Source organism: Enterobacter bugandensis (assembly GCF_900324475.1).
Taxonomy (GTDB): domain Bacteria; phylum Pseudomonadota; class Gammaproteobacteria; order Enterobacterales; family Enterobacteriaceae; genus Enterobacter; species Enterobacter bugandensis.
The window spans coordinates 4,392,750-4,413,278 of the sequence record NZ_LT992502.1 but is presented as its reverse complement, the minus strand read 5'-3'; the positions used below and the strand labels follow the sequence as shown (position 1 = coordinate 4,413,278).

The 20,529-nt window shown below is 55.2% G+C and carries 19 protein-coding genes; 10 read left to right on the top strand and 9 right to left on the bottom strand.

Translation table 11 applies throughout. The annotated features are described in order from the left end of the window. Positions 1 to 36 precede the first annotated feature (36 nt). From DG357_RS21450 to DG357_RS21430, 5 genes are all read right to left on the bottom strand, one after another. Complete coding sequence (locus DG357_RS21450; protein ID WP_063944074.1) at positions 37 to 1,860, bottom strand: integrin alpha; 1,824 nt, start codon at positions 1,858 to 1,860, stop codon at positions 37 to 39. A 107-nt stretch (positions 1,861 to 1,967) separates the two neighbouring features. Next, the gene (locus DG357_RS21445) at positions 1,968 to 3,011 is read right to left on the bottom strand and encodes a fimbrial protein (RefSeq protein ID WP_047367220.1); all 1,044 of its coding nucleotides are present in this window, start codon (positions 3,009 to 3,011) and stop codon (positions 1,968 to 1,970) included. 11 nt (positions 3,012 to 3,022) lie between these two features. Further along, complete coding sequence (locus tag DG357_RS21440; protein ID WP_088205119.1) at positions 3,023 to 5,530, bottom strand: fimbria/pilus outer membrane usher protein; 2,508 nt, start codon at positions 5,528 to 5,530, stop codon at positions 3,023 to 3,025. Between the two features lie 37 nt (positions 5,531 to 5,567). Further along, positions 5,568 to 6,251, bottom strand: a complete 684-nt coding sequence (locus DG357_RS21435; protein ID WP_088205118.1) for a fimbrial biogenesis chaperone — start codon at positions 6,249 to 6,251, stop codon at positions 5,568 to 5,570. Between the two features lie 55 nt (positions 6,252 to 6,306). Next, positions 6,307 to 6,861 carry a fimbrial protein gene (locus tag DG357_RS21430; protein WP_028014728.1) on the bottom strand — a complete coding sequence of 185 codons (555 nt, stop codon included), beginning with the start codon at positions 6,859 to 6,861 and terminating at the stop codon, positions 6,307 to 6,309. A gap of 576 nt (positions 6,862 to 7,437) precedes the next feature. Here DG357_RS21430 and DG357_RS21425 point away from each other — a divergent pair. After that, the gene (locus DG357_RS21425; protein WP_063944078.1) at positions 7,438 to 8,463 is read left to right on the top strand and encodes a TerC/Alx family metal homeostasis membrane protein; all 1,026 of its coding nucleotides are present in this window, start codon (positions 7,438 to 7,440) and stop codon (positions 8,461 to 8,463) included. A 60-nt stretch (positions 8,464 to 8,523) separates the two neighbouring features. Here DG357_RS21425 and DG357_RS21420 read toward each other — a convergent pair whose 3' ends face one another. Further along, positions 8,524 to 9,186: an HAD family hydrolase gene (locus DG357_RS21420; RefSeq protein WP_028014726.1), complete on the bottom strand. Its 663-nt coding sequence runs from the start codon at positions 9,184 to 9,186 to the stop codon at positions 8,524 to 8,526. A 240-nt stretch (positions 9,187 to 9,426) separates the two neighbouring features. On the opposite strand from DG357_RS21420, the gene DG357_RS21415 reads away from it, so the two are divergent. Next, positions 9,427 to 9,954 carry an NlpC/P60 family protein gene (locus tag DG357_RS21415; protein ID WP_047367219.1) on the top strand — a complete coding sequence of 176 codons (528 nt, stop codon included), beginning with the start codon at positions 9,427 to 9,429 and terminating at the stop codon, positions 9,952 to 9,954. A gap of 5 nt (positions 9,955 to 9,959) precedes the next feature. Here the strand turns inward: DG357_RS21415 and DG357_RS21410 are convergent, their stop codons facing one another. Both DG357_RS21410 and DG357_RS21405 read right to left on the bottom strand, forming a co-directional pair. Then, positions 9,960 to 10,754: an SDR family NAD(P)-dependent oxidoreductase gene (locus tag DG357_RS21410; RefSeq protein ID WP_088205117.1), complete on the bottom strand. Its 795-nt coding sequence runs from the start codon at positions 10,752 to 10,754 to the stop codon at positions 9,960 to 9,962. Positions 10,755 to 10,786: 32 nt separating this feature from the next. Further along, complete coding sequence (locus DG357_RS21405) at positions 10,787 to 11,668, bottom strand: LysR family transcriptional regulator (protein WP_063155485.1); 882 nt, start codon at positions 11,666 to 11,668, stop codon at positions 10,787 to 10,789. 99 nt (positions 11,669 to 11,767) lie between these two features. On the opposite strand from DG357_RS21405, the gene DG357_RS21400 reads away from it, so the two are divergent. From DG357_RS21400 to arnF, 8 genes are all read left to right on the top strand, one after another. Continuing rightward, positions 11,768 to 12,274, top strand: a complete 507-nt coding sequence (locus DG357_RS21400) for a phenolic acid decarboxylase (protein ID WP_028014722.1) — start codon at positions 11,768 to 11,770, stop codon at positions 12,272 to 12,274. A gap of 323 nt (positions 12,275 to 12,597) precedes the next feature. Continuing rightward, complete coding sequence (arnB, locus tag DG357_RS21395; RefSeq protein ID WP_088205116.1) at positions 12,598 to 13,737, top strand: UDP-4-amino-4-deoxy-L-arabinose aminotransferase; 1,140 nt, start codon at positions 12,598 to 12,600, stop codon at positions 13,735 to 13,737. A gap of 1 nt (position 13,738) precedes the next feature. Continuing rightward, positions 13,739 to 14,722 (top strand): undecaprenyl-phosphate 4-deoxy-4-formamido-L-arabinose transferase, encoded by a 984-nt coding sequence (arnC, locus tag DG357_RS21390; protein WP_041911876.1) that lies wholly within the window; start codon positions 13,739 to 13,741, stop codon positions 14,720 to 14,722. Next, positions 14,719 to 16,701, top strand: a complete 1,983-nt coding sequence (gene arnA, locus DG357_RS21385) for a bifunctional UDP-4-amino-4-deoxy-L-arabinose formyltransferase/UDP-glucuronic acid oxidase ArnA (protein ID WP_041911877.1) — start codon at positions 14,719 to 14,721, stop codon at positions 16,699 to 16,701. Before arnC ends, arnA begins: the two co-directional genes overlap by 4 nt. Beyond that, the gene (arnD, locus tag DG357_RS21380) at positions 16,698 to 17,600 is read left to right on the top strand and encodes a 4-deoxy-4-formamido-L-arabinose-phosphoundecaprenol deformylase (RefSeq protein ID WP_088205115.1); all 903 of its coding nucleotides are present in this window, start codon (positions 16,698 to 16,700) and stop codon (positions 17,598 to 17,600) included. The genes arnA and arnD overlap by 4 nt, the downstream gene beginning before the upstream one ends. After that, on the top strand, positions 17,597 to 19,252 hold the full coding sequence (gene arnT, locus DG357_RS21375; RefSeq protein ID WP_041911879.1) for a lipid IV(A) 4-amino-4-deoxy-L-arabinosyltransferase: 1,656 nt from the start codon (positions 17,597 to 17,599) through the stop codon (positions 19,250 to 19,252). Before arnD ends, arnT begins: the two co-directional genes overlap by 4 nt. Then, a complete protein-coding gene (arnE, locus tag DG357_RS21370; protein WP_088205114.1) occupies positions 19,252 to 19,587 on the top strand; it encodes a 4-amino-4-deoxy-L-arabinose-phosphoundecaprenol flippase subunit ArnE in 336 nt (111 codons plus the stop codon). The genes arnT and arnE overlap by 1 nt, the downstream gene beginning before the upstream one ends. Next, positions 19,584 to 19,964: a 4-amino-4-deoxy-L-arabinose-phosphoundecaprenol flippase subunit ArnF gene (arnF, locus tag DG357_RS21365; protein ID WP_028014715.1), complete on the top strand. Its 381-nt coding sequence runs from the start codon at positions 19,584 to 19,586 to the stop codon at positions 19,962 to 19,964. The genes arnE and arnF overlap by 4 nt, the downstream gene beginning before the upstream one ends. Here the strand turns inward: arnF and acpT are convergent. Continuing rightward, positions 19,921 to 20,529 (bottom strand): 4'-phosphopantetheinyl transferase AcpT, encoded by a 609-nt coding sequence (acpT, locus tag DG357_RS21360; RefSeq protein ID WP_063438474.1) that lies wholly within the window; start codon positions 20,527 to 20,529, stop codon positions 19,921 to 19,923. The genes arnF and acpT overlap by 44 nt on opposite strands.

Here is a 20,529-nt window from a genome sequence, read left to right as displayed (position 1 = left end):
TCCCCGGCGGTGTTGCCCATTCAGATGATGTAAGCATTAATCCGGTATAGCGTAATCCGCAATGCGGAAGGTGACCTTACCCGTCCAGGTGTTATCACGGTAAGAACCAATGGCGAGACTGTCCTGAGTGAAGCCATTGAAGCTCCCGGCCGCAATGGACGCGCCGAATTTTTCATACTGATTTTTACCCCAGTAGACTTTCGCAACGCCTTCTCTCACCAGCGTATTAATATTGATCATGCCTTCTTCATCGTCAGCGTAGTCATCCAGGCTTTTACCGCCGTTGATGACGTACACGGCGCCCACCTGCGTGCCGCTGCCGTTTACCGCATTCGGATCGCCGATCACCAGGTCTTTTTTACCGTCGCCGTTCAAGTCCACATTACCGAGAATGCTGTTCCCGAACCCTGCCAGCTTGCTGCCAGGCCTTTCGGCGTAAATAGCATAGCCATCATGTACGCTAAATGTTTTGTTGTAGTTCAGCCGGGTGTGCGCCGCATCGAGGAACAGAGACGATGGTAGCTTACTGCCGTCGGCCTTACCTTTAATAATCCAGACCAGCCCGGAACGTTTTTTATCAATACCCATGTCGGCAGGGGCGCTAATCGCAAAAGCGTTAGCGTGAGCATTCAGGAAATTACCTAATGGCGTAATGGTGCCGTTATTGGGCTTATCCTGCGTATACGCGCTATGATCGTTACTTCCTTCACCTCCGCCGGACTGACCACCCAGGAAAGCCGCCCCCATACCGTGAATGCGGGTTGCCTGCGTCGCGTTTAGCGAGGCGATGTCGAGATTCCCCTGGTTGAAGCTGCTGCCGTAGACGAGATAGGCCGTGCCGCGTCCATCAGTGCCGCTGTTCTCTGATTTACGGCCTTCATTGACCGATTCCGGGTCGACGATCAGGTAATCACTGAAGCCGTCGCCGTTAATATCCCCGACATCGCTGATCTGCTGCCCAAGGTTGTAGTTAAGGGGTTTATCCGGGCCATTGGTGGCGGTCATCTGCGGACGAATATAGGCACCGGTCGCGGCAGGGATCTCCCAGTCGCCCAGGTTGTTGCGCTTAATATCAATGTTCTGCCACTGATCGCCTGGCTTTTGAGCGCCGTAGATAATGACGGCGCCGCCGCGTCCGCCCGTGCCTTCGATATCGCCGATAGCAAGATCGACCATCTTGTTAGCCACGGCAGAATTTTTATATTTAATTGGGCCTACCGCGGCGCCAAACCAGCCGCCGGTATTCGCATTGCCTGAAGAATTCACCGTACGGATGCGAATACCCAGGCGAGCGTCGCCGTTGTCGATATCATTGAGGTCAATCTGATTAGAAAGACGCGCGCCGGTACGGTGATGCGGTCCGCCCCAGATAATATAGACCTGATCATGCCAGTGGGAGGCGATGACTAAATCATCATATCCATCGCCGTTAATATCACCTATTTTACGTACCGCGACGCCCATCCATTTTGTCGTCACTGAGCCAGGCTTATTCGCTTTATTGCTGTGGATAATTTTAAGCGCGTTTTGCGGATCGAATTCACCTACGTTATTGACTTGCTGCATGGGTTTCCCACCGGAAGTCCCGAAAATGACGTACGCGATCCCTTTTGCGCCATCCCCCCAGGGGGCAGTAATGACAATATCTTCACCCGCGATATGCGAACCATTGTCCTTATCGGAAAACTTACCGATCGTGGTCATCGTCATACCGAAATAGTCTTTTTGTTTTTCACCCTTAATAGATACAGGGACAGAATAAGGCTCGATATCGCTGGCGATAACCTGTGATGCCGTGATGCCAGTACCTGATAAAGCTGCAACGCAAAGCGCTACACGCGTTTTCGTTTTGAGTTTCATAGTATATATCCTTATACAAATCCATTTTTCATACCCGGCAACTCATTTGTATAGCGCTATGTGTTGCCGGGAAATAAGAGGTTTCTACGCTGTATTAAGTTTTTTCTTTATTTAAACTCGAAATCCAGCGTGGATGTGGCTTCAAATTTTCCCGGTTGTGGAGACTTTTCTCCTTGTTGGACAGGTGTTGCTATAATAGTGACATTCCCCTCCTGCGTTGGTACGGCCGAACTGCTGCCATCAATTTTATTCCCGTTGTGTTCAAGTTTTATCCCTAAATCATTGCGCTCACCTTCATCATTATGGGTCTTGATAAAACCAGAGCCATTAAAATCGGACGCGCGGAACTTAATACTCACCTTGCTTTCATCTTCAGGATTTTTGCAAGTCACACGAATATCCACGCTTTTTTGCTTACCGGTGGCCTCGGGCTTAAATTCATTCGCGGTAATACTGCCAAACGGGACCTTGATGGTTTGCCCGTCATTAATCATGCATTGTGGTGGAATATCAATTGACAGTTGGAAATTAAGTGTGACAAAAGGTCTGGAGGTGTCATAACTCCCCGTCTGTTTTTTGGCAAAAATGGTCACTAATTCCTGCATAGGAATATCAATGCGGCCTGAAGGAAGCGGTTTAGTTAATTCCAGAGAGACAGTCCCGCTGGAGCCGGTTGCGAACAGAGTATGGTCGTTTTTATCATCACAGTTATTTGTCGCAGGACGTCCATTATCAACACCGGCGGTATTACTCAAATCAACCGGGATATACCGCAATTCATCCTCGCCACCAAGAACGACATTTATACCGATATTAATACCCTTTTCCGCATCCAGAGGATAATAGATAAAGTCTGCGTTACGTTTGCCGCCTCCTGTGCCCAGTTTCGTACTGGTAAATCGAAATAAGATACTTTCTGGCACGCTGGAGTCCTGACAGAGGCAGATACCATTAAAATTACCTTTATTATTCCATGTGGATTGGGTTGTGCCGGGTACGTCGTCGGCAGTAAGGTTTTCGATAATATCAAACTTGTGCGCCTGGCCAGATACGGTTGATGTCGGCCAGCAGCTTCCTACAACATCAGCATAAGCTGGCGCGCCCATCAATCCCCCTGCTGCCAGGCACGCGAGTAACGTTAATTTTTTCATTTTTAATTCCTTTATTTATTAACGGATGATTTGCAGGTCTGCGTTAACTGCACAATTCCGCTAATCGTGGGTTCCTGGCCAGAAAGCTGATAGTGAACCTGGCAACGCTGATCGGGTTTCTTACCCCAGCTCACGTCTAACGTCCCTTTTTCTGCCATCCCGGTGAGGAATACGCTGCCTTCATCACCCACAATGCTGCTGGTGGTATTCTGAGAAACAATGGCACCGAACGGAACGGGTTTGCCCTGCGCATCTTTCAGCGTCATCATCAGGCGTTTACCCACCGCCGTGGTGAAACGTGCCCGAACGATAGCCCCCCGGGTGGGAACGACTTTATGGCTGTTACTTTCCAGCTCGACATCGTCAGGTAATGTATCGGGACGCAGTTGGATATTGCTCTCCTGATAAGGTGTCAGGTAAGGCACCACCGCATAGCCCCAGGGGTCGGTGCGCACGCCAGTGTGGTTACGGACGCTGACACCTGCGGCATCCGGCGCTTCAACCAGAGCGACCGTTTCACCCAGCGACTGCGCCAGCGTGACGCCATGAGGATGAACCAGCACGCCCCCGCGCAGGCTGTAATTCAGCCGCTGCGCGTCCCGGCTATAGCCATACCCGGCGCCAACCTGCGCATAGCGTCCGTTATAGCTAAGCGAGGCATCGCTGCTGTTTGCCTGGCTCCCTGGGTTGATATTCTGCTGTACGCTCCAGTTCAGGTTATTGTCCTCAAGGGCGCTGCCGCTCAGGGAAACACTGTGGCCTGGCGAGCGTTTTTCCGCCGCAGAGAAGGTGTAACCGGCACGTGTGGAGCGGAGCCATTTGTCCAGAGGGACGCTCACGCTCAGGCTGAACAGATTGTCCTGGTTATAGAGACGCTGGTTATCCTCTTTTGTCACGTTCAGATAGTGGTTGTAATTCAGGCTATAGCTGATCCCGTTCCAGCTGTTGCCATAGCCCAGCGTGGCGGAAGTCGTGCGTTTTTGGCTCGTGTGGTAGTCCTCGCTGACCAGCATGGCGGAGAGATAGCCGAGGTTTTCTCCCAGGTTTTGGTTTAGCGTTAGTTCTGTACGGCTACGGCGTCGATCCGGGCGCGAGGGTTGCGAGTGATAGCTGCTCAGGGTTTCACCGAGCGTGTAGAAATCGGACGTCGAGTAGCGATAGCCCGCAATCGCAACGTTAGTGCCGGTAGACAGCAAATTTTTGTTATAGCGCAGGCGTAGCGACTGTCCCCGGTTTTTCTCTGCCTGTTTAGTGGTGGCCCAGGCCTGGGTAATATCAAATGACAGTGCGCCAAAATCGCCCATGTTTTTACCCATGCCAAAAAGCAGGGACTGATATTGACTGGCAGCCTGCATGCCTCCGTATATCGAGGTTTCCCATGGCAGACCGTAAATCAGGCTCCCTTGTGAAAACAGGGCATTCTCAGCATCGCTGCTGCTGGAACGATAGCTGCCGCTAATGACTTCATATTTGTATTGCCCTTCCCGCTGCATAACCGCTAACGACGCGTAAGGCACTAAAGAGACTTGTTCGCTGCCATCCGCCTCTTTCACCACAACTTTCAGCTCGCCGCTGCTGCCGAGGTAAAGATCGTTGATGACAAATTCACCGGGCGGGACATAGCTTTGATAAATGCTGTAGCCGTTCTGAAAAATAGTGATCTGGGCATTAGTACGAGCAATACCGCGGATCACCGGCGCATAGCCTCGCAGGCTGCCCGGAAGCATCTGTTCATCCGAGTAAAGCTGAACGCCGCGAAACGGGGTGCTATCAAAGACTTCTGCGGTAGAACTGTTATCCCCGACAATCAGCTGGCTATTCAGGGCGCTGATATCACGCTGCAGATAGGTATAAACCGATTCCCAGCGCCCAGCTTGCCCCTGGCTGTTACTCCAGGTCGAGAAATTGCGTAAACGCCAGGGTCCAACGTTCAGTCCCGGACGCAGGCTGAGGTACTGGCTATCGGTTCCCGTCCCGTTGTGCGAGGTCCACGTGGCGCCGCTGTAGTTGTAGCTGAGCATCAGGCCCGGAATACCCTGTTCCCGGCGCGCAGGATCGATGTAGCCGTGAGCGTGGCTGTCCAGGGCCGCCTGGGGAATGCTGAGCCTTAACGCCTGCTCGCTGAAGTCAAATTCGCTGCTTGCGAGAGGGATCGCCGACAGATTCGCGCAGCCCTGGGTATCGTCCCGGAGCAACGGGAATGCCGCCGTTTTAACACCAAACGACTGGAGCGTCTCCTCGCTGAGGCACGGTGCGAGGATATTTTTATGCTGCGCGTTCTCTTCGAGTCGAAACGTGATATCGCGCGTGTCGTACATTTTATTGTTAAGAAACAGGTCAACACGATAAACGCCGGGTGTCTGGCTCTCTTTGTTCTCAAAGAGAGAAAGATCGACGGCGGTACGCGGCGCGCCACCCGTTTCCAGAAAGGCCGGGTCGAAGTAATCACTGGCGTATAATGCGCTGGGTAATATCCAGGCAAAGCAAAGCGCTGGACGAATGCCCCAAAATATAGTCATGAAAAAATACCCCTGTGAGGTTATTGTTTTAAAATCGTTATTCTATTTTTTGTGTGATTAACTGGCTGTTGCCGCCATAATCATTGATATATTTCCATTGCACGGTGGCATTGTTTTTCAAAAGCGTGTTCCTGAGCGTGAATGTTGTGCTGCTTTTAGGCGCGAGCATGTCAATCTCTGACCATGCTTTGTTATTGATCTTCACCTCCGCAAAGGAAATGTAATAAGACGAGTTGTTGCGTACAATGAGTTCGTTATTTTTAACAGACCATTGCACATTCTTACTAATATCCGTGGGTTCATCCATTAAATTTGACGGACGATAAAATAATTTGATCCGGGTATTTACCGCTATCTGCAGTTTATTAATGTCCTCTCTGGAAGAGGAGGGGATCGATTTTACGTTGATCCAGAAAAGCGACTCGCGATCCTGCGGTAAAGGCGCGCCGTTATAGATAATACGGAGCGCGTTGGACTTACCTGCATCCATGCGAAAAAGCGGTGGCGTCACAATAAACGGGGCTTTGGTGCCCTGTGAAACTTTGCCCTGTACCCAGCTCTGTACCAGGAACGGGCTGGCAGTATTATTTCTGACTGTAATATTGCTCTCTTTCTTGTCCGCATGATACACCACTCGCGTATTGGATAAGGTCACACTGGCGTGTGACATACAAGAGCCAAAGAGCAGAGCCAGCAGCGTCAGATAGCGTTTCCTTAACATAAAACGTCCTTGCGTTCCGGGCTGTTATTCATTGCCCGGAACTGAGTTGAATGATTTATTTATAGATAATGGTGTAATCCGCAACCGCATCTGCCTTACCGGCGGTCACAGCATCCAGGGATGATTTATAACGGGCTGAATACAGCAGGGTGGCTGCCCCCGTGGTGCCATCACCGGTAATAGGAACAAATTTATTCGGGTTGTCGCCCAGTTTTAACGATGTTCCATCTTCATTCAGGAATTCAATACCCAAACCCGTTGCGGCGTCGCCACCGGTTTTAAGCGCGAGCAGATTATTATCATTAGCATCATAGGCACCGCCAAATCGTGCTCCGGCTGATTTAAGGACGGCGGTATCGCAGTTAGACAGTTCTATCTGGATACGGTGAATACCCGCAACGTCACCTTTTTCTTTAAATGCTGAAGACGAGATGGTACCCATATCGATCGTTGGGTTCCCGCCCTGACCGTTAATATCGACATCACAGGTGCTCGCGGTAATCATACCCGTGAATTCAATCGTCCCTGCGCCTTTACCTGGCGCTGCATGGCTGGAAGGACTGGCAATTGCAGCCAATAAAAATCCCATGGTAATAACGGATTTATTCATTTTTTAAAATATTCCTCAGTGTGTAAAAGGTAGAACAGTATTATTTCGGGTTAGTCACTCGAAAGCGTTGTTGTGGTCACGGGATGTGGATATTCCGCTAATATGAAACATTAAGGTGGATATTCATCATCGCTTACCAGTCCATGTGAAAAACTTCCATCACAAGAAGTCTGAATATTTTTCTGGGTCAGGTTAACAAGCGTTTAAAAAAAATAAAGTGAGAACGTCATGATTTGTCTTTGGTTGTTTTAAAATCAACAGGTTAGGTTGTTTTTATCAGGGTTTTATCAGCAATTCAGTGTGAGAATTTTACGGCTTATTTACTACTTGCCGTATGTCAGGTTCAGCTCAGATAATAAAACTTTCATAATAATGAAAGAATAATCTCCGGAAGAACACGTTGCCTTCCCGGAAGACGTAAGAGAAATCCTGGCGCTTTTAACATCACATTTACATTGCCGGGCTGGCGTCAAGAAGTGTTATTATTATTCTCTTGCCCGGTGATACGGGCGTTTTCTTTTTTTTGTTGCAAACGTTGCCTCTGCCAGCGCGCAGATGAAGGTTAAGGATAGATTCATGGCTTCTGCTCATCTCGGTTTCCCGACTGAAACCGTTGTTGTCTTTGTGGTGATGGCCGTTGGGGCGATGTTTATCGACCTCTTCATGCACCGTCACGATAAACCTGTTTCGCTGAAAAGTGCGGCCATGTGGTCCGTTTTCTGGTTCTCGATGGCGATGGCCTTCGCCGGTTTTCTGTACATCCACCACGGCGCCGAGATGGCGAGTCTGTTCCTCACCGGTTACGCGCTGGAAGAGGTGCTCTCCATCGATAACCTGTTCGTGATGATGGCGATCTTTGCCTGGTTCGGCGTGCCGGATAAGTACCGTCACCGTGTGCTCTACTGGGGTGTGCTGGGGGCGATTGTCTTCCGCGGTATTTTCGTGGCGATCGGCACCAGTCTGCTGAGCCTGGGGCCGTACGTGGAGGTTATTTTTGCGCTGGTCGTCGGCTGGACGGCGGTGATGATGCTCAAGCGCAATGAAGAGAGTGACGAAGTGGAAGATTACTCGGGTCACCTTGCCTATCGCCTGGTGAAACGCTTCTATCCCGTCTGGCCCAAAATCAGCAGCCACGCGTTTATCCTGACGCAGAAAGAGGTCGATGCGGAGCTTGAAAAGCCGGAAAACCAGGACGTAATGGTTGGCCGCGTGAAGAAGGCGAAGCGCTACGCAACGCCGCTGCTGCTCTGCGTGGCGGTGGTGGAACTCTCTGATGTGATGTTCGCGTTTGACTCCGTACCGGCGATTATTGCGGTAAGCCGCGAGCCGCTGATTATCTACAGCGCCATGATGTTCGCCATTCTCGGCCTGCGTACCCTCTACTTTGTGCTGGAAGCACTCAAGCAGTATCTGGTGCACCTGGAGAAAGCGGTGGTGCTGCTGCTGTTCTTCGTGGCGTTCAAGCTGGGTCTGAATGCGACCGATCACTTCTGGCATCACGGTTACAGCATTGGCGCGACGGCCAGCCTGTTTGTGGTGTTAGGTGTGCTGGCGCTGGGGATTATTGCGAGCGTGATGTTCCCGGGGAAACGTGAGGCCTGATGCACCGCTTTTCTCCCTCTCCCTGTGGGAGAGGGCTGGGGTGAGGGCAACAGACCGCACCTAACCCTTAATCGGTGAATTCCGACGCTTGCGCGGGTGATGGAAGTGCCGCCAGTGTGGATCCTGCGCCGCGGCCAGCAGTTCGTGGTCGCCGCGGGTGTCGCCCCAGGCTCGCAGATGATAGTCGTTCAGATCGCCATACACCTTCTCCAGCCTTGCCACTTTCTGGGCGCAGCGGCAGTTATTGCCCGTAATGCGTCCCGTCAGCTTGCCGTCCTTCACTTCCAGCTGCGTGCCAATCAGCTTAATGCCGAGCCTGTCCGCCCACGGCTGGAGCACCAGCGCCGGCGACGCAGAGCAGATCGTCACTTCCGCGCCGGAATTCACCTCAGCCGCCACCGCCAGAACCCCTTCGGGGCGCATCAGCTTGTTCCAGTATTTTTCGCAAAAGGCTTCCGCCTGCTGGCGTAGCCAGTGTTCGTCCACGCCCGTCAGGAACGTTTTAATCAGCACTTCCTTCAGCTCATCACGCGTCAGCTTGCGGCGCACGCAGTGGAGCGTGGGCAGCGCCATGCGCACCAGACGACCCGCAAAGTAGCGTTTCCCAAAGGCAAAACGCAGGAAAGGGATAAAGCTGTCGTGGTGCGTGAGCGTCCCGTCAAAGTCAAAGACAGAGAGCACGCTGGATTTCGCCACCGTCTCGTCGGCAATCATATTGGTCATAAATACGTCTTAGCTGAATTACACATTCTGTCGATCAGTTTACCTGCTTTATCTGAACAGTCCTTACATCACCACCCTTTTTTTTCTCAATCTTGCGATCTGAAAGTGAGTCCAATTTTGGCCTCAATAATGATTGGTGAAAAAGTGAGCAGTCTATATTATCGCCACATCGAAAGATATTTCGGGGGAACGTTGGCCTCCACAGGTAAGGAAAAATTCACTCAAAGCTCCTGTTTAGATATGACATTCAGATCGCTTATTTCAATCCTCACGTTAAGTTTTGCTTCGTTTTCCGCACTGAGTTTTCAGCTGCCCGCATCGATGATCTCCGCCGATAGCACATTTGCGGAATCGTCGGTGAAGTCGGCCCTTCTTCACCAGGAGACAGGCCCACTCCGCTCCCGGATACTGGATCAATACCAGAAATGGAAAGGGACTCACTATCAGTGGGGCGGCACCACGCACCGCGGAGTGGATTGCTCCGCGCTTATGCAGCATCTGTTCAGCGATGCGGCGCATCTTTATCTGCCGCGCACGACGAGCGAGCAGATCCATCGCGGTGTACAGGTAGCGCAATACCGTCTGAAGGCGGGAGATTTGGTCTTCTTCCAGACGGGCCCGAACCGCAGGCACGTTGGCGTGTATATCGGTAACAGCCAGTTTATTCATGCCTCCAGCAGCCAGGGCGTAACGGTCTCAACCCTGACTGATGACTACTGGCAGGATCGTTACATTACCGCCCGTCGTGTCGCGGGCAGCGCCGCCTGACGACATTAAATAATGTCGTCCACCACGCCACCATCGACGCGCAATGCCGCGCCTGAGGTGGCGGAGGCCTGCGTCGAACAGACATAAATCACCATATTAGCCACCTCTTCAACGGTGGCGGCGCGCTGGATAACCGAGCTGGGGCGGTTGGTCATGACAAATTCTTTCGCCAGCTGCTCCAGCGATTTACCGGTTTTCTCGATCTCATCTTTCATCATTTCAGCGAAACCGTCGGACATCGTCGGGCCCGGCAGCACGCTGTTCACCGTCACGCCGCTTCCCGCCACGAACTTCGCCAGCCCGCGCGCCAGCGAGAGCTGGGCCGTTTTGGTCACCCCGTAGTGGATCATGTCTGCCGGGATATTGCAGGCTGACTCGGAGGAGATAAACACCACGCGGCCCCAGCCTTTTTTCACCATGCCCGGCAGCAGGGCGCGGGAGAGGCGCACGCCGGACATCACGTTGGTCTGCCAGTAGCGCTCCCAGGTTTCATCGTCGGTGCCATAGAAATCCTGCGGGCCGTAAATCCCGGCGTTGTTCACCAGAATATCGACGTCGCTCGCGACCTTCAGCAGCGATTCAACCCCTTCCGCGGTGCTGAGATCGGCAATGGCGGCACGCACCTGCACGCCAGGCACAACCTGCTGCAGCTGCTGAATACCTTTGTTCACCGAGTCGGTGCTGCGGCCATTAACGATCACTTCCGCGCCGCTTTCTGCCAGGCCTCTGGCAATGGCAAACCCGATCCCGCCGGTTGAGGCGGTGACCAGGGCCACTTTCCCCGTAAAGTCGATTTTCATCATCAGCTCCTTATCGTTTTAACGTTCGGACCTTAAAGCGTAGCAGGTGATGATGACGGCTCCTGGCTAAAAAGGCGCAGCAGGGTTTCAACCTGCTCATCCAGCGGGGCGAGGGTGCGCTTCACGATCAGATGCAGCGGCGTGGCCCGACGAACGCCGTGGCTCAGCGGGAGGATTTTCAGTACGCCTTGCTCCAGCTGGGGCTGAATGCGTTCCTCTGGCAGCCAGCCGTAGCCGACCTGCGAGACGACCGCCTCTATGGCAGCGTCGATGGTCGAGAACGTCCACGACTCGCCGGCAGCCCGCGCGGCGTTCTGGCTGTCCGCAATCTGGATTAGCGGCCACGGGCGCAGCATCTCATCATTCAGCGGCGCGTCGAGGCTAAAGAGGGGATGCCGGTGATGCGCCACGGCGACAAAGTCAATGTTCATCAGCCATTCGCCGAGCCCGGTAATGTCCTGGCGGCGGGTTAAAACCATCACATCGGCCTCGTTGTTCATGGCATCGGCGCGAGTATTTTCCAGCACCTCCGTGAGGCGGACCTGAGTTTGCGGATACTGCTGCTGGAACTGACGCAGAATGGCGAACAGGCGGCGGCGTGGGAAAATCGAGTCCACCACCAGGTCCAGCCGCGTGCGCATCCCGTTACGAAGGGTCGCCGCGCGCGTCTCGACATACGAAAACGCTTTCAGCAGCGGTTTCACCTGGCCGAGAAGCAGTTCACCGGCCGGGGTCAACACCGCCCTGCGCCCCTCCGGCGCCAGCAGCGCCACGCCCAGCCGCTCCTGCAGCAGCGACAGGTTATAGCTCACCGAGGACTGACTGCGGTGGGTTTCTTCTGCAGCTTTGGCAAAGCTGCCCGCATCCACCACTTTTTCCAGTAAAGCCCACTGTTCCAGCGTCGTCTTGTGCATAATTTATCTAAAATTTGGATGAATTTGATTAAAACATAGCGTTATTCATTCATTTTTTGAAGGCTTAAGATCGTCTCATCAAAACGAAGGAGACATCTTATGAACACATTCGACAAACACGACTTAAGCGGATTCGTTGGCAAACATCTGGTTTATACCTATGACAACGGCTGGAATTACGAAATTTATGTCAAAAACGAGACTACTCTCGACTACCGTATTCACAGCGGTCTGGTGGCGAACCGTTGGGTTAAAGATCAGCAGGCTTACATCGTGCGGGTAGGGGAGAGCATCTATAAAATCTCCTGGACCGAGCCAACCGGTACGGACGTTAGCCTGATTGTGAACCTGGGCGACAAACTGTTCCATGGCACCATCTTCTTCCCGCGTTGGGTCATGAACAACCCGGAAAAAACCGTCTGCTTCCAGAACGACCATATTCCGCTGATGAACAGCTATCGCGATGCGGGGCCGGCATATCCAACAGAAGTGATTGACGAATTTGCCACCATCACCTTTGTACGCGACTGCGGTGCGAACAACGAAAGCGTGATTGCCTGCGCGGCCAGCGAGTTACCGAAAAACTTTCCCGATAACTTAAAATAAGCGCGACAATTAACTAAAAAGAAAAGTTCCCGGTTATTTCTGCTTTTAAAGAAATAACCGGGATTTTTTTTGTTTGTTGATGTTCGGTTTAAAATAACATTTTGTAAAAATTGAGTTTGATCACGAAATAAATAATTCACAATTACATAAGCTATTGTTTATAAATGAATTGATATTGAATTTGTTACATCTGAATTACGCATCTTAATTTTTCCCTAAGAAATGAACGATACCTTGATATGAGTTTATGGTTCGTTGAAATAAACGAAAAAGTAATTGGTTAATATCAAGTGCGTGCCATTCTTATTGCAAGGAAATTAATGATGAGTGATTTTTTGCCTTTTTCCCGCCCGTCGATGGGTAGTGAGGAATTAGCGGCGTTGCAGGAGGTTATAACCTCCGGCTGGATCACCACAGGGCCTAAAAATCAGGAACTTGAAGCGGCATTTTGTCAGCTGACGGGGAACCAGCACGCGATTGCCGTCTGCTCGGCGACGGCGGGCATGCACGTCACGCTGATGGCGCTGGATATTGGTCCGGGCGATGAGGTCATTACCCCCTCCCAAACCTGGGTCTCCACGCTGAATATGATCGTGCTGCTGGGCGCCACGCCGGTCATGATCGATGTGGACAAAGAGACATTGATGGTGACGCCGGAAGCGGTTGAAGCCGCCATTACCCCGCGTACCAAAGCGATTATTCCCGTGCATTACGCCGGCGCGCCGTGTGATATCGACGCCATTCATGCCGTCGGTGAGCGTCACGGTATTCCGGTGATTGAAGACGCGGCCCATGCCGCCGGAACGTACTACAAGAACCGTCACGTGGGCTGGAAAGGCACGGCGATTTTTTCCTTCCACGCCATCAAAAACATGACCTGCGCAGAAGGTGGTTTAGTTGTCACGGATAACGCCCGGCTTGCCGCGCGGATCCGCAGCCTGAAATTCCACGGCCTGGGCGTGGATGCCTATGACCGCCAGACGCACGGCCGCGCGCCGCAGGCCGAAGTGATCTCCCCGGGCTTTAAGTACAACCTCGCAGATATCAACGCCGCGCTGGCGCTGGTACAGCTGGGCAAGCTGAAAGAGGCCAACCTACGCCGCGAGGCAATCGCGCAACGCTACCTGCGCGAGCTTGCCGATACGCCGTTCCAGCCGCTGAGCATTCCGTCATGGCCACACGTTCACGCCTGGCACCTGTTTATTATTCGCGTTGATGAAGCGCGCTGCGGGATCTCACGCGACAACCTGATGGCGGCGCTGAAGGAGCAAGGCATTGGTACCGGCCTTCATTTCCGCGCGGCGCACACCCAAAAATACTACCGCGAGCGTTTTCCTGATGTATCGCTTCCGAATTCGGAATGGAACAGCGCGCGTATTTGTTCTCTCCCTCTTTTCCCGGACATGACTCATGACGACACAACCCGCGTCATTACCGCGCTCCATCAGCTTGCAGGACATTGATATGTTCAGCGCACCGCCTGTACAAAAAGTTTCTGTGGTCATCCCAGTTTATAACGAGCAGGAGAGCCTGCCCGAGCTGATCCGCCGCACCACGGCCGCCTGCGACACGCTGGGCAAAGCCTATGAAATTCTGCTGGTGGACGACGGCAGCAGTGATGATTCCGCGCTGATGCTGACCGAAGCCGCCCAGGCCGAAGGCAGCCATATTGTCGCCGTGCTGCTCAACCGTAACTATGGCCAGCACTCCGCCATTATGGCCGGGTTCAGCCACGTTACGGGCGATCTGATTATCACCCTGGACGCGGATCTGCAAAACCCGCCGGAGGAGATCCCGCGCCTGGTGGCGAAAGCCGATGAAGGCTATGACGTGGTCGGCACGGTGCGTCAGAACCGTCAGGACAGCCTGTTCCGCAAGCTGGCGTCACGCACCATCAACCGTCTTATTCAGCGCACCACCGGTAAAGCAATGGGCGATTACGGCTGCATGCTGCGCGCCTACCGCCGCCATATTGTCGACGCCATGCTGCACTGCCATGAGCGCAGCACCTTTATTCCGATCCTCGCCAACACCTTTGCCCGCAAGGCAACGGAAATTCCGGTCCTGCACGCCGAGCGCGAGCACGGGGAATCGAAGTACAGCTTTATGCGTCTCATCAACCTGATGTACGACCTCGTCACCTGCCTGACCACCACGCCGCTGCGCCTGCTGAGCGTGTTCGGCAGCATCATCGCCCTGGCCGGCTTTACGCTGTCCGTCCTGCTGGTGGTGCTGAGGCTGGTCTTTGGCCCGCAGTGGGCGGCGGAAGGGGTCTTCATGCTTTTTGCCGTGCTGTTTATGTTCATCGGCGCCCAGTTCGTCGGAATGGGCCTGCTCGGTGAATACATAGGCCGTATCTATAACGATGTTCGCGCACGTCCGCGCTACTTTATTCAACGTGTTGTCCGTCAGGAACACAAAGCATCTCAAGAGGAAAACCACCCATGAAAGCCGTTGTATTTGCCTATCACGATATGGGGTGCGCGGGCACGCTGGCCCTGCTGGAAGCGGGCTATGACATTGCTGCAATCTTTACCCATCCGGACGCGGCGGGAGAGAATCACTTCTTCGGCTCCGTGGCGCGTATCGCCGCCGAGCGCGGTATTCCGGTGTATGCTCCGGACGACGTCAACCACCCGCTGTGGGTGGATCGCATCCGCGCGCTCGCGCCTGATGTCATCTTCTCGTTCTACTATCGCAACCTGATCTGCGACGAGATCTTAGGCCTGGCCGCAAAAGGGGCGTTTAACCTTCACGGCTCTCTGCTGCCCGCCTACCGTGGCCGCGCGCCGCTGAACTGGGTGCTGGTCAACGGCGAAACGGAAACGGGAGTGACGCTGCACCGCATGGTGCGCCGCGCGGATGCCGGGGCCATCGTCGCCCAGCAGCGCGTGGCAATCGACGCGGATGAAACCGCGCTTGAGCTGCATCATAAACTCTGCACCGCGGCGCAAAGCCTGCTGCGTGACGCGCTGCCAGCCATCCTCAACGGCACCTTCAGCGAGACCGAGCAGGACGAAAGCAAGGCCAGCTGCTTTGGCCGCCGCGCGCCGGAAGATGGTCGCCTGGACTGGAATAAACCCGCCCGCCAGCTGCACAACCTGGTGCGCGCCGTGACCGACCCGTGGCCGGGCGCATACAGCTTTGCAGGCGTAAGCAAATTTATCGTCTGGAAATCCCGCGTGCGTGACGATATCCCGGCCGCTAAGCCGGGCACCGTCGTCTCCGTCTCCCCGCTGATTGTGAGCTGCGGCGAGCAGGCGCTGGAGATCGTCACCGGGCAGACCGACAACGGCCTGTACGTTCAGGGCACGCAGCTGGCGCAGTCTCTGGGTCTGGTAGCCGGGGCGCTGATCACCAGCGCCCCGGTGGTTGCCATCAAGCGCCGCACGCGCGTGCTGATCCTCGGCGTGAACGGCTTTATCGGGAACCACCTGACCGAACGTCTGCTCAAAGACGATAACTACGAGATTTACGGTCTGGATATCGGCTCTGACGCCATCAGCCGTTTCCTCAACAACCCGCGCTTCCACTTTGTGGAAGGGGATATCAGCATTCACTCCGAGTGGATCGAATATCACATTAAAAAATGCGACGTGGTGCTGCCGCTGGTCGCCATCGCCACGCCAATCGAGTACACCCGTAACCCGCTGCGCGTGTTCGAGCTGGATTTCGAAGAGAACCTGAAGATCATCCGCGACTGCGTGAAATACGACAAGCGCATCATCTTCCCGTCCACCTCTGAAGTGTACGGCATGTGTACCGACAAAAACTTCGATGAGGATGCCTCCAGCCTGGTGGTCGGGCCGATCAACAAGCAGCGCTGGATCTACTCTGTCTCCAAGCAGCTGCTGGACCGCGTAATTTGGGCCTACGGCGAGAAAGAGGGTCTGCGCTTTACCCTGTTCCGTCCGTTTAACTGGATGGGTCCGCGTCTGGATAACCTGAACGCGGCGCGAATCGGCAGCTCCCGCGCGATCACTCAGCTGATCCTGAACCTGGTCGAAGGCTCGCCTATCAAGCTGATTGAAGGCGGGAGTCAGAAACGCTGCTTTACGGACATCAGCGACGGTATCGAAGCCCTGTTCCGCATCATTGAGAACAAAGATAACCGCTGCAACGGTGAGATCATTAACATCGGTAACCCGGAAAACGAGGCGAGCATTCGCGAGCTGGCAGAGATGCTGCTGGCCAGCTTTGAGCGCCACCCGCTGCGCGATCGCTTCCCGCCGTTTGCCGGTTTCCGCGAAGTGGAAAGCAGCAGCTACTACGGAAAGGGCTACCAGGACGTCGAGCACCGTAAGCCAAGCATCCGCAACGCGAAGCGCTGCCTGAACTGGACGCCGACGGTGAAGATGGAGCAGACCATTGATGAAACGCTCGACTTCTTCCTGCGCACCGTGGAGCTGTCGGAACAGGCCTCATGAAAAAAGTCGGTTTACGCATTGATGTCGACACCTTCAGGGGAACGCGTGACGGCGTGCCCAGACTGCTGGAACTGCTGAGCAGGCACGGCGTGCGTGCCAGCATTTTCTTCAGCGTGGGGCCTGACAACATGGGACGCCATTTATGGCGTCTGGTTAAACCGGCATTTCTGTTCAAAATGCTGCGCTCGCGCGCGGCATCCCTCTACGGCTGGGATATTTTGCTGGCCGGCACCGCCTGGCCCGGCAGACGCATCGGCGCGGGTAATGAAGCGGTTATCCGCGCGGCGGCGCAGCAACACGAGGTCGGCCTGCATGCCTGGGATCATCACGCCTGGCAGGCGTGGGCGGGCGTCTGGGATATCCCGCGCCTGTCCCGTGAGGTCGAGCGTGGAATGCTGGAGCTTGAGGCCATCATCGGTCAGTCCGTGCGCTGTTCCGCCGTGGCGGGATGGCGTGCCGACCAGCGGGTGGTCAAAGCCAAAGAGCATTTCGCGTTTCGCTACAATAGCGACTGTCGTGGAACCGGGCCGTTTTTGCCGCTGTTGGGCGAAAATCGCTACGGTACGGTGCAAATTCCGGTCACGCTTCCCACGTGGGATGAGGTGGTGGGGCGCGAGGTGAAGGCGGAAGCATTTAATCGCTACATTCTGGACCGCATCCATCGTGACGCCGGAACGCCGGTCTATACCATCCATGCCGAAGTGGAAGGGATTGCCTGGCAGCATGATTTCGATGAACTACTGACGATGGCCGCTCAGGAAGGCATTGCGTTCTGTCCGATGAGCGAGCTGCTGCCGGACGACCTCAGCACCCTGCCCGTGGGTAAAGTCGTCCGTAATGAACTGGCTGGCCGGGAAGGCTGGCTTGGCTATCAACAAACCGTGAGTCCGGTCCCATGAAAACAGCCCGTTATGGCGTAGCGCTTTTCGCACTGTTTATCGTTTATTACTTCATTCCGGTCGATATTCGCCTGCTGTGGCAGCCTGATGAAACGCGCTATGCGGAAATCAGCCGCGAAATGCTGGCATCGGGTGACTGGGTTGTCCCGCATTTCCTCGGGCTGCGCTACTTTGAAAAGCCGATTGCCGGCTACTGGATCAACACTATCGGACAATGGCTGTTCGGGCACACGAACTTTGCCGTACGCGCCGGGTCGATCTTCTCCACCGGGCTCGCGGCGCTGCTGGTGATCTGGATGGCCTGGCGTCTCTGGCGGGATAAGCGTACGGCCATTTTCTCCGGCCTGATCTTCCTGACCCTGTTCCTGGTGTATGGCATCGGCACCTATGCGGTGCTGGACCCCATCGTCACTCTGTGGCTGGTGGCGGCGATGTGCAGCTTCTGGCTCGCCTCACAGGCGCGCACCGTGGCCGGAAAAGCGGGCGGCTATGTGCTGCTTGGGCTGGCGTGCGGGATGGGGGTAATGACCAAAGGCTTTCTGGCGCTGGCGGTACCGGTGATTGGCGTGCTGCCGTGGGTGATTGCCCAGAAGCGCTGGAAAGAGGTGCTGATTTTTGGCTGGCTCGCGGTCCTGAGCTGCGTGCTGATTGTTCTGCCGTGGGGGCTGGCCATTGCGCACCGCGAGCCTGATTTCTGGCGCTACTTCTTCTGGGTTGAGCATATTCAGCGTTTTGCCCAGAGCGACGCGCAGCATAAAGCTCCGTTCTGGTATTACCTGCCGTTCCTGCTCGCGGGCAGCCTGCCGTGGCTGGCGCTGCTGCCAGGCGCGCTGCGTCTTGGCTGGAATGACAGGCAAAACGTGGGCGGCGGCTTCTACCTGCTGGGGTGGGTGGTGATGCCGCTGCTGTTTTTCAGCATCGCTAAAGGCAAGCTGCCGACCTATATCCTGCCCTGTTTTGCCCCGCTGGCTATCCTGATGGCGCGCTATGCCTGCCTCGCGGCGGAAAAAGGGGCCAGAGCGTTGCGCATTAACGGCGGCATTAACCTGGCGTTTGGCGCTATCGGCGTGGTGGCGGCGCTGGCGGTCTCGCCGTGGGGGCTGGCTAAGCATCCGGTCTGGACATCGGTCGAACTGTATAAAGTCTTCTGCGCGGTGGTGGCGTTCCTCATCTGGGGCGCGGTAGGCTGGTTTACGCTGCGGCAGAGCCAGCGGCGCTGGTGGCTGGCGGCGCTGTGTCCTGCGGGTCTGGCGTTGTTGATTGGTTTTGCCATTCCGAACCTGGTGGTGGATTCCAAACAGCCGCAGTCGCTGGTGGATACCGTGCGCGAGCCGCTTCAGGGCAGCCGCTTTGTGCTGACCAATAACGTTGGCGTGGCCGCGGGCCTGGCGTGGGAGCTGAAGCGCAGTGACATCACGCTGTTTGCTCAGAGCGGCGAGCTGCGCTACGGGCTGGATTATCCCGATGCGAAAGATCGCTTTGTCAGTGAAGACGACTTCGCGCAGTGGCTGGCAACGCATCGTAAGCAGGGAAGCGTGTCGCTGGTGATGCTGCTGTCTAAACGTGACGATATTGCAGAGGCGAATTTACCGCAGCCGGACAATCTCTATATCCAGGGGCGTCTGGCCCTGCTGGAGTATCTGCCGAAGTGATGACCTGGACCTGGCTCATACTGGCAAGCCTGCTGAGCTGCGCGGGACAGCTGTGCCAGAAACAGGCTACCCGTCCGGCGAAAGGCGGACGGCGTGGCGCGCACATCATGCTGTGGCTTGGCCTGGCGATGCTGGCACTGGGCTGCGGAATGCTGGTCTGGCTGGTGGTGCTGCAGAGCCTGGCCGTCGGCGTAGCTTACCCTATGCTGAGCCTCAATTTTGTCTGGGTGACGCTGGCGGCGAAGGTCTTCTGGCGCGAGCACGTTGCTGTGCACCACTGGCTGGGGGTCGGGTTCATTATCATGGGGATTATCGTGCTGGGAGGAAGCCTGTGAAAGGCGCGTTCTGGGCGTTATGCAGCGTACTGTTAGTCAGCGCCGCACAGCTGTTGCTGCGCGATGCCATGCAGGCTCTGCCGCCGGTCAGCGATTTTCTGACGTTTATCTCCGCGCTGTGGCACGTTTCGTCCGGCACGGGCGCGCTGCTGCTGGGGTTAACGGGATACGTTGCCTCCATGGGCTGCTGGTATCTGGCGCTGCATCGCATGGCGCTCAGCAAAGCGTATGCCTTGCTGAGCCTCAGCTATATCCTGGTGTGGGGTGCGGCAATCCTGCTGCCCGGCTGGGGGGAGCACTTCTCCTGGCATGGGCTGCTGGGCGTCGCGTTGATTATGCTGGGAGTACTGGTGATTTTCCTGCCCCGACGTGAATAATCGACTCGGTGGTCAGGGTGTAAGGGGTCGAGGTACAGACGGCAAGGCTCAGAGAACCGAGCTGCAGCTGGCTGACCGAGTGCGACTGCGCCGTGCTGTCGATGCTGACAATCTGCCAGGCGCTGCCGCCGCGCTGTTTCACAATCGCTTCTTTGCGCGTCCAGATACGCCAGAAGGCAGAAAGCTGTTCCTCGGGCGCTTCACGCTCCAGCTCGTCATGCTCTGTCAGGCTGAAAACGGCGTTGGCCAGCGCCTGCCAGTTCTTGCGGGGGCGAATCACTTCGATATCGCAGCCCACTTCGCCTTCATCGCTCATCAGCAGGGCGATATCATCACCGCTATGGCTCAGGTTGAACCACAGCGGATCCCCCTTCGCAAATGCCGGCTTCCCCTGCTCGCCGTAAATGATGTCGGGGAGCGGGTGAGGGGATAATGTTCTGGCGAGCAGCGTCCGGCCAGCCAGCCAGGAGGCCTGTCGTGCACCCTGAGGTGCCTTATCTGCAAGCGTTGACGCCAGCGGGTCCGCGCAAAGGGTGGAAATTTTTCCCAGTACAAACCGGTACAT

Bases quoted from the DNA above. Each gene is read 5' to 3' on its own strand.
- DG357_RS21435 (WP_088205118.1), bottom strand. From the start codon at position 6,251: ATGTTAAGGAAACGCTATCTGACGCTGCTGGCTCTGCTCTTTGGCTCT.
- DG357_RS21400 (WP_028014722.1), top strand. From the start codon at position 11,768: ATGAACACATTCGACAAACACGACTTAAGCGGATTCGTTGGCAAACAT.
- DG357_RS21415 (WP_047367219.1), top strand. From the start codon at position 9,427: ATGACATTCAGATCGCTTATTTCAATCCTCACGTTAAGTTTTGCTTCG.
- DG357_RS21445 (WP_047367220.1), bottom strand. From the start codon at position 3,011: ATGAAAAAATTAACGTTACTCGCGTGCCTGGCAGCAGGGGGATTGATG.
- arnT (WP_041911879.1), top strand. From the start codon at position 17,597: ATGAAAACAGCCCGTTATGGCGTAGCGCTTTTCGCACTGTTTATCGTT.
- DG357_RS21425 (WP_063944078.1), top strand. From the start codon at position 7,438: ATGGCTTCTGCTCATCTCGGTTTCCCGACTGAAACCGTTGTTGTCTTT.
- DG357_RS21410 (WP_088205117.1), bottom strand. From the start codon at position 10,754: ATGAAAATCGACTTTACGGGGAAAGTGGCCCTGGTCACCGCCTCAACC.
- arnB (WP_088205116.1), top strand. From the start codon at position 12,598: ATGAGTGATTTTTTGCCTTTTTCCCGCCCGTCGATGGGTAGTGAGGAA.
- arnA (WP_041911877.1), top strand. From the start codon at position 14,719: ATGAAAGCCGTTGTATTTGCCTATCACGATATGGGGTGCGCGGGCACG.
- arnD (WP_088205115.1), top strand. From the start codon at position 16,698: ATGAAAAAAGTCGGTTTACGCATTGATGTCGACACCTTCAGGGGAACG.
- acpT (WP_063438474.1), bottom strand. From the start codon at position 20,529: ATGTACCGGTTTGTACTGGGAAAAATTTCCACCCTTTGCGCGGACCCG.
- arnC (WP_041911876.1), top strand. From the start codon at position 13,739: ATGTTCAGCGCACCGCCTGTACAAAAAGTTTCTGTGGTCATCCCAGTT.
- DG357_RS21440 (WP_088205119.1), bottom strand. From the start codon at position 5,530: ATGACTATATTTTGGGGCATTCGTCCAGCGCTTTGCTTTGCCTGGATA.
- DG357_RS21420 (WP_028014726.1), bottom strand. From the start codon at position 9,186: ATGACCAATATGATTGCCGACGAGACGGTGGCGAAATCCAGCGTGCTC.
- arnE (WP_088205114.1), top strand. From the start codon at position 19,252: ATGACCTGGACCTGGCTCATACTGGCAAGCCTGCTGAGCTGCGCGGGA.
- DG357_RS21405 (WP_063155485.1), bottom strand. From the start codon at position 11,668: ATGCACAAGACGACGCTGGAACAGTGGGCTTTACTGGAAAAAGTGGTG.
- DG357_RS21430 (WP_028014728.1), bottom strand. From the start codon at position 6,861: ATGAATAAATCCGTTATTACCATGGGATTTTTATTGGCTGCAATTGCC.
- DG357_RS21450 (WP_063944074.1), bottom strand. From the start codon at position 1,860: ATGAAACTCAAAACGAAAACGCGTGTAGCGCTTTGCGTTGCAGCTTTA.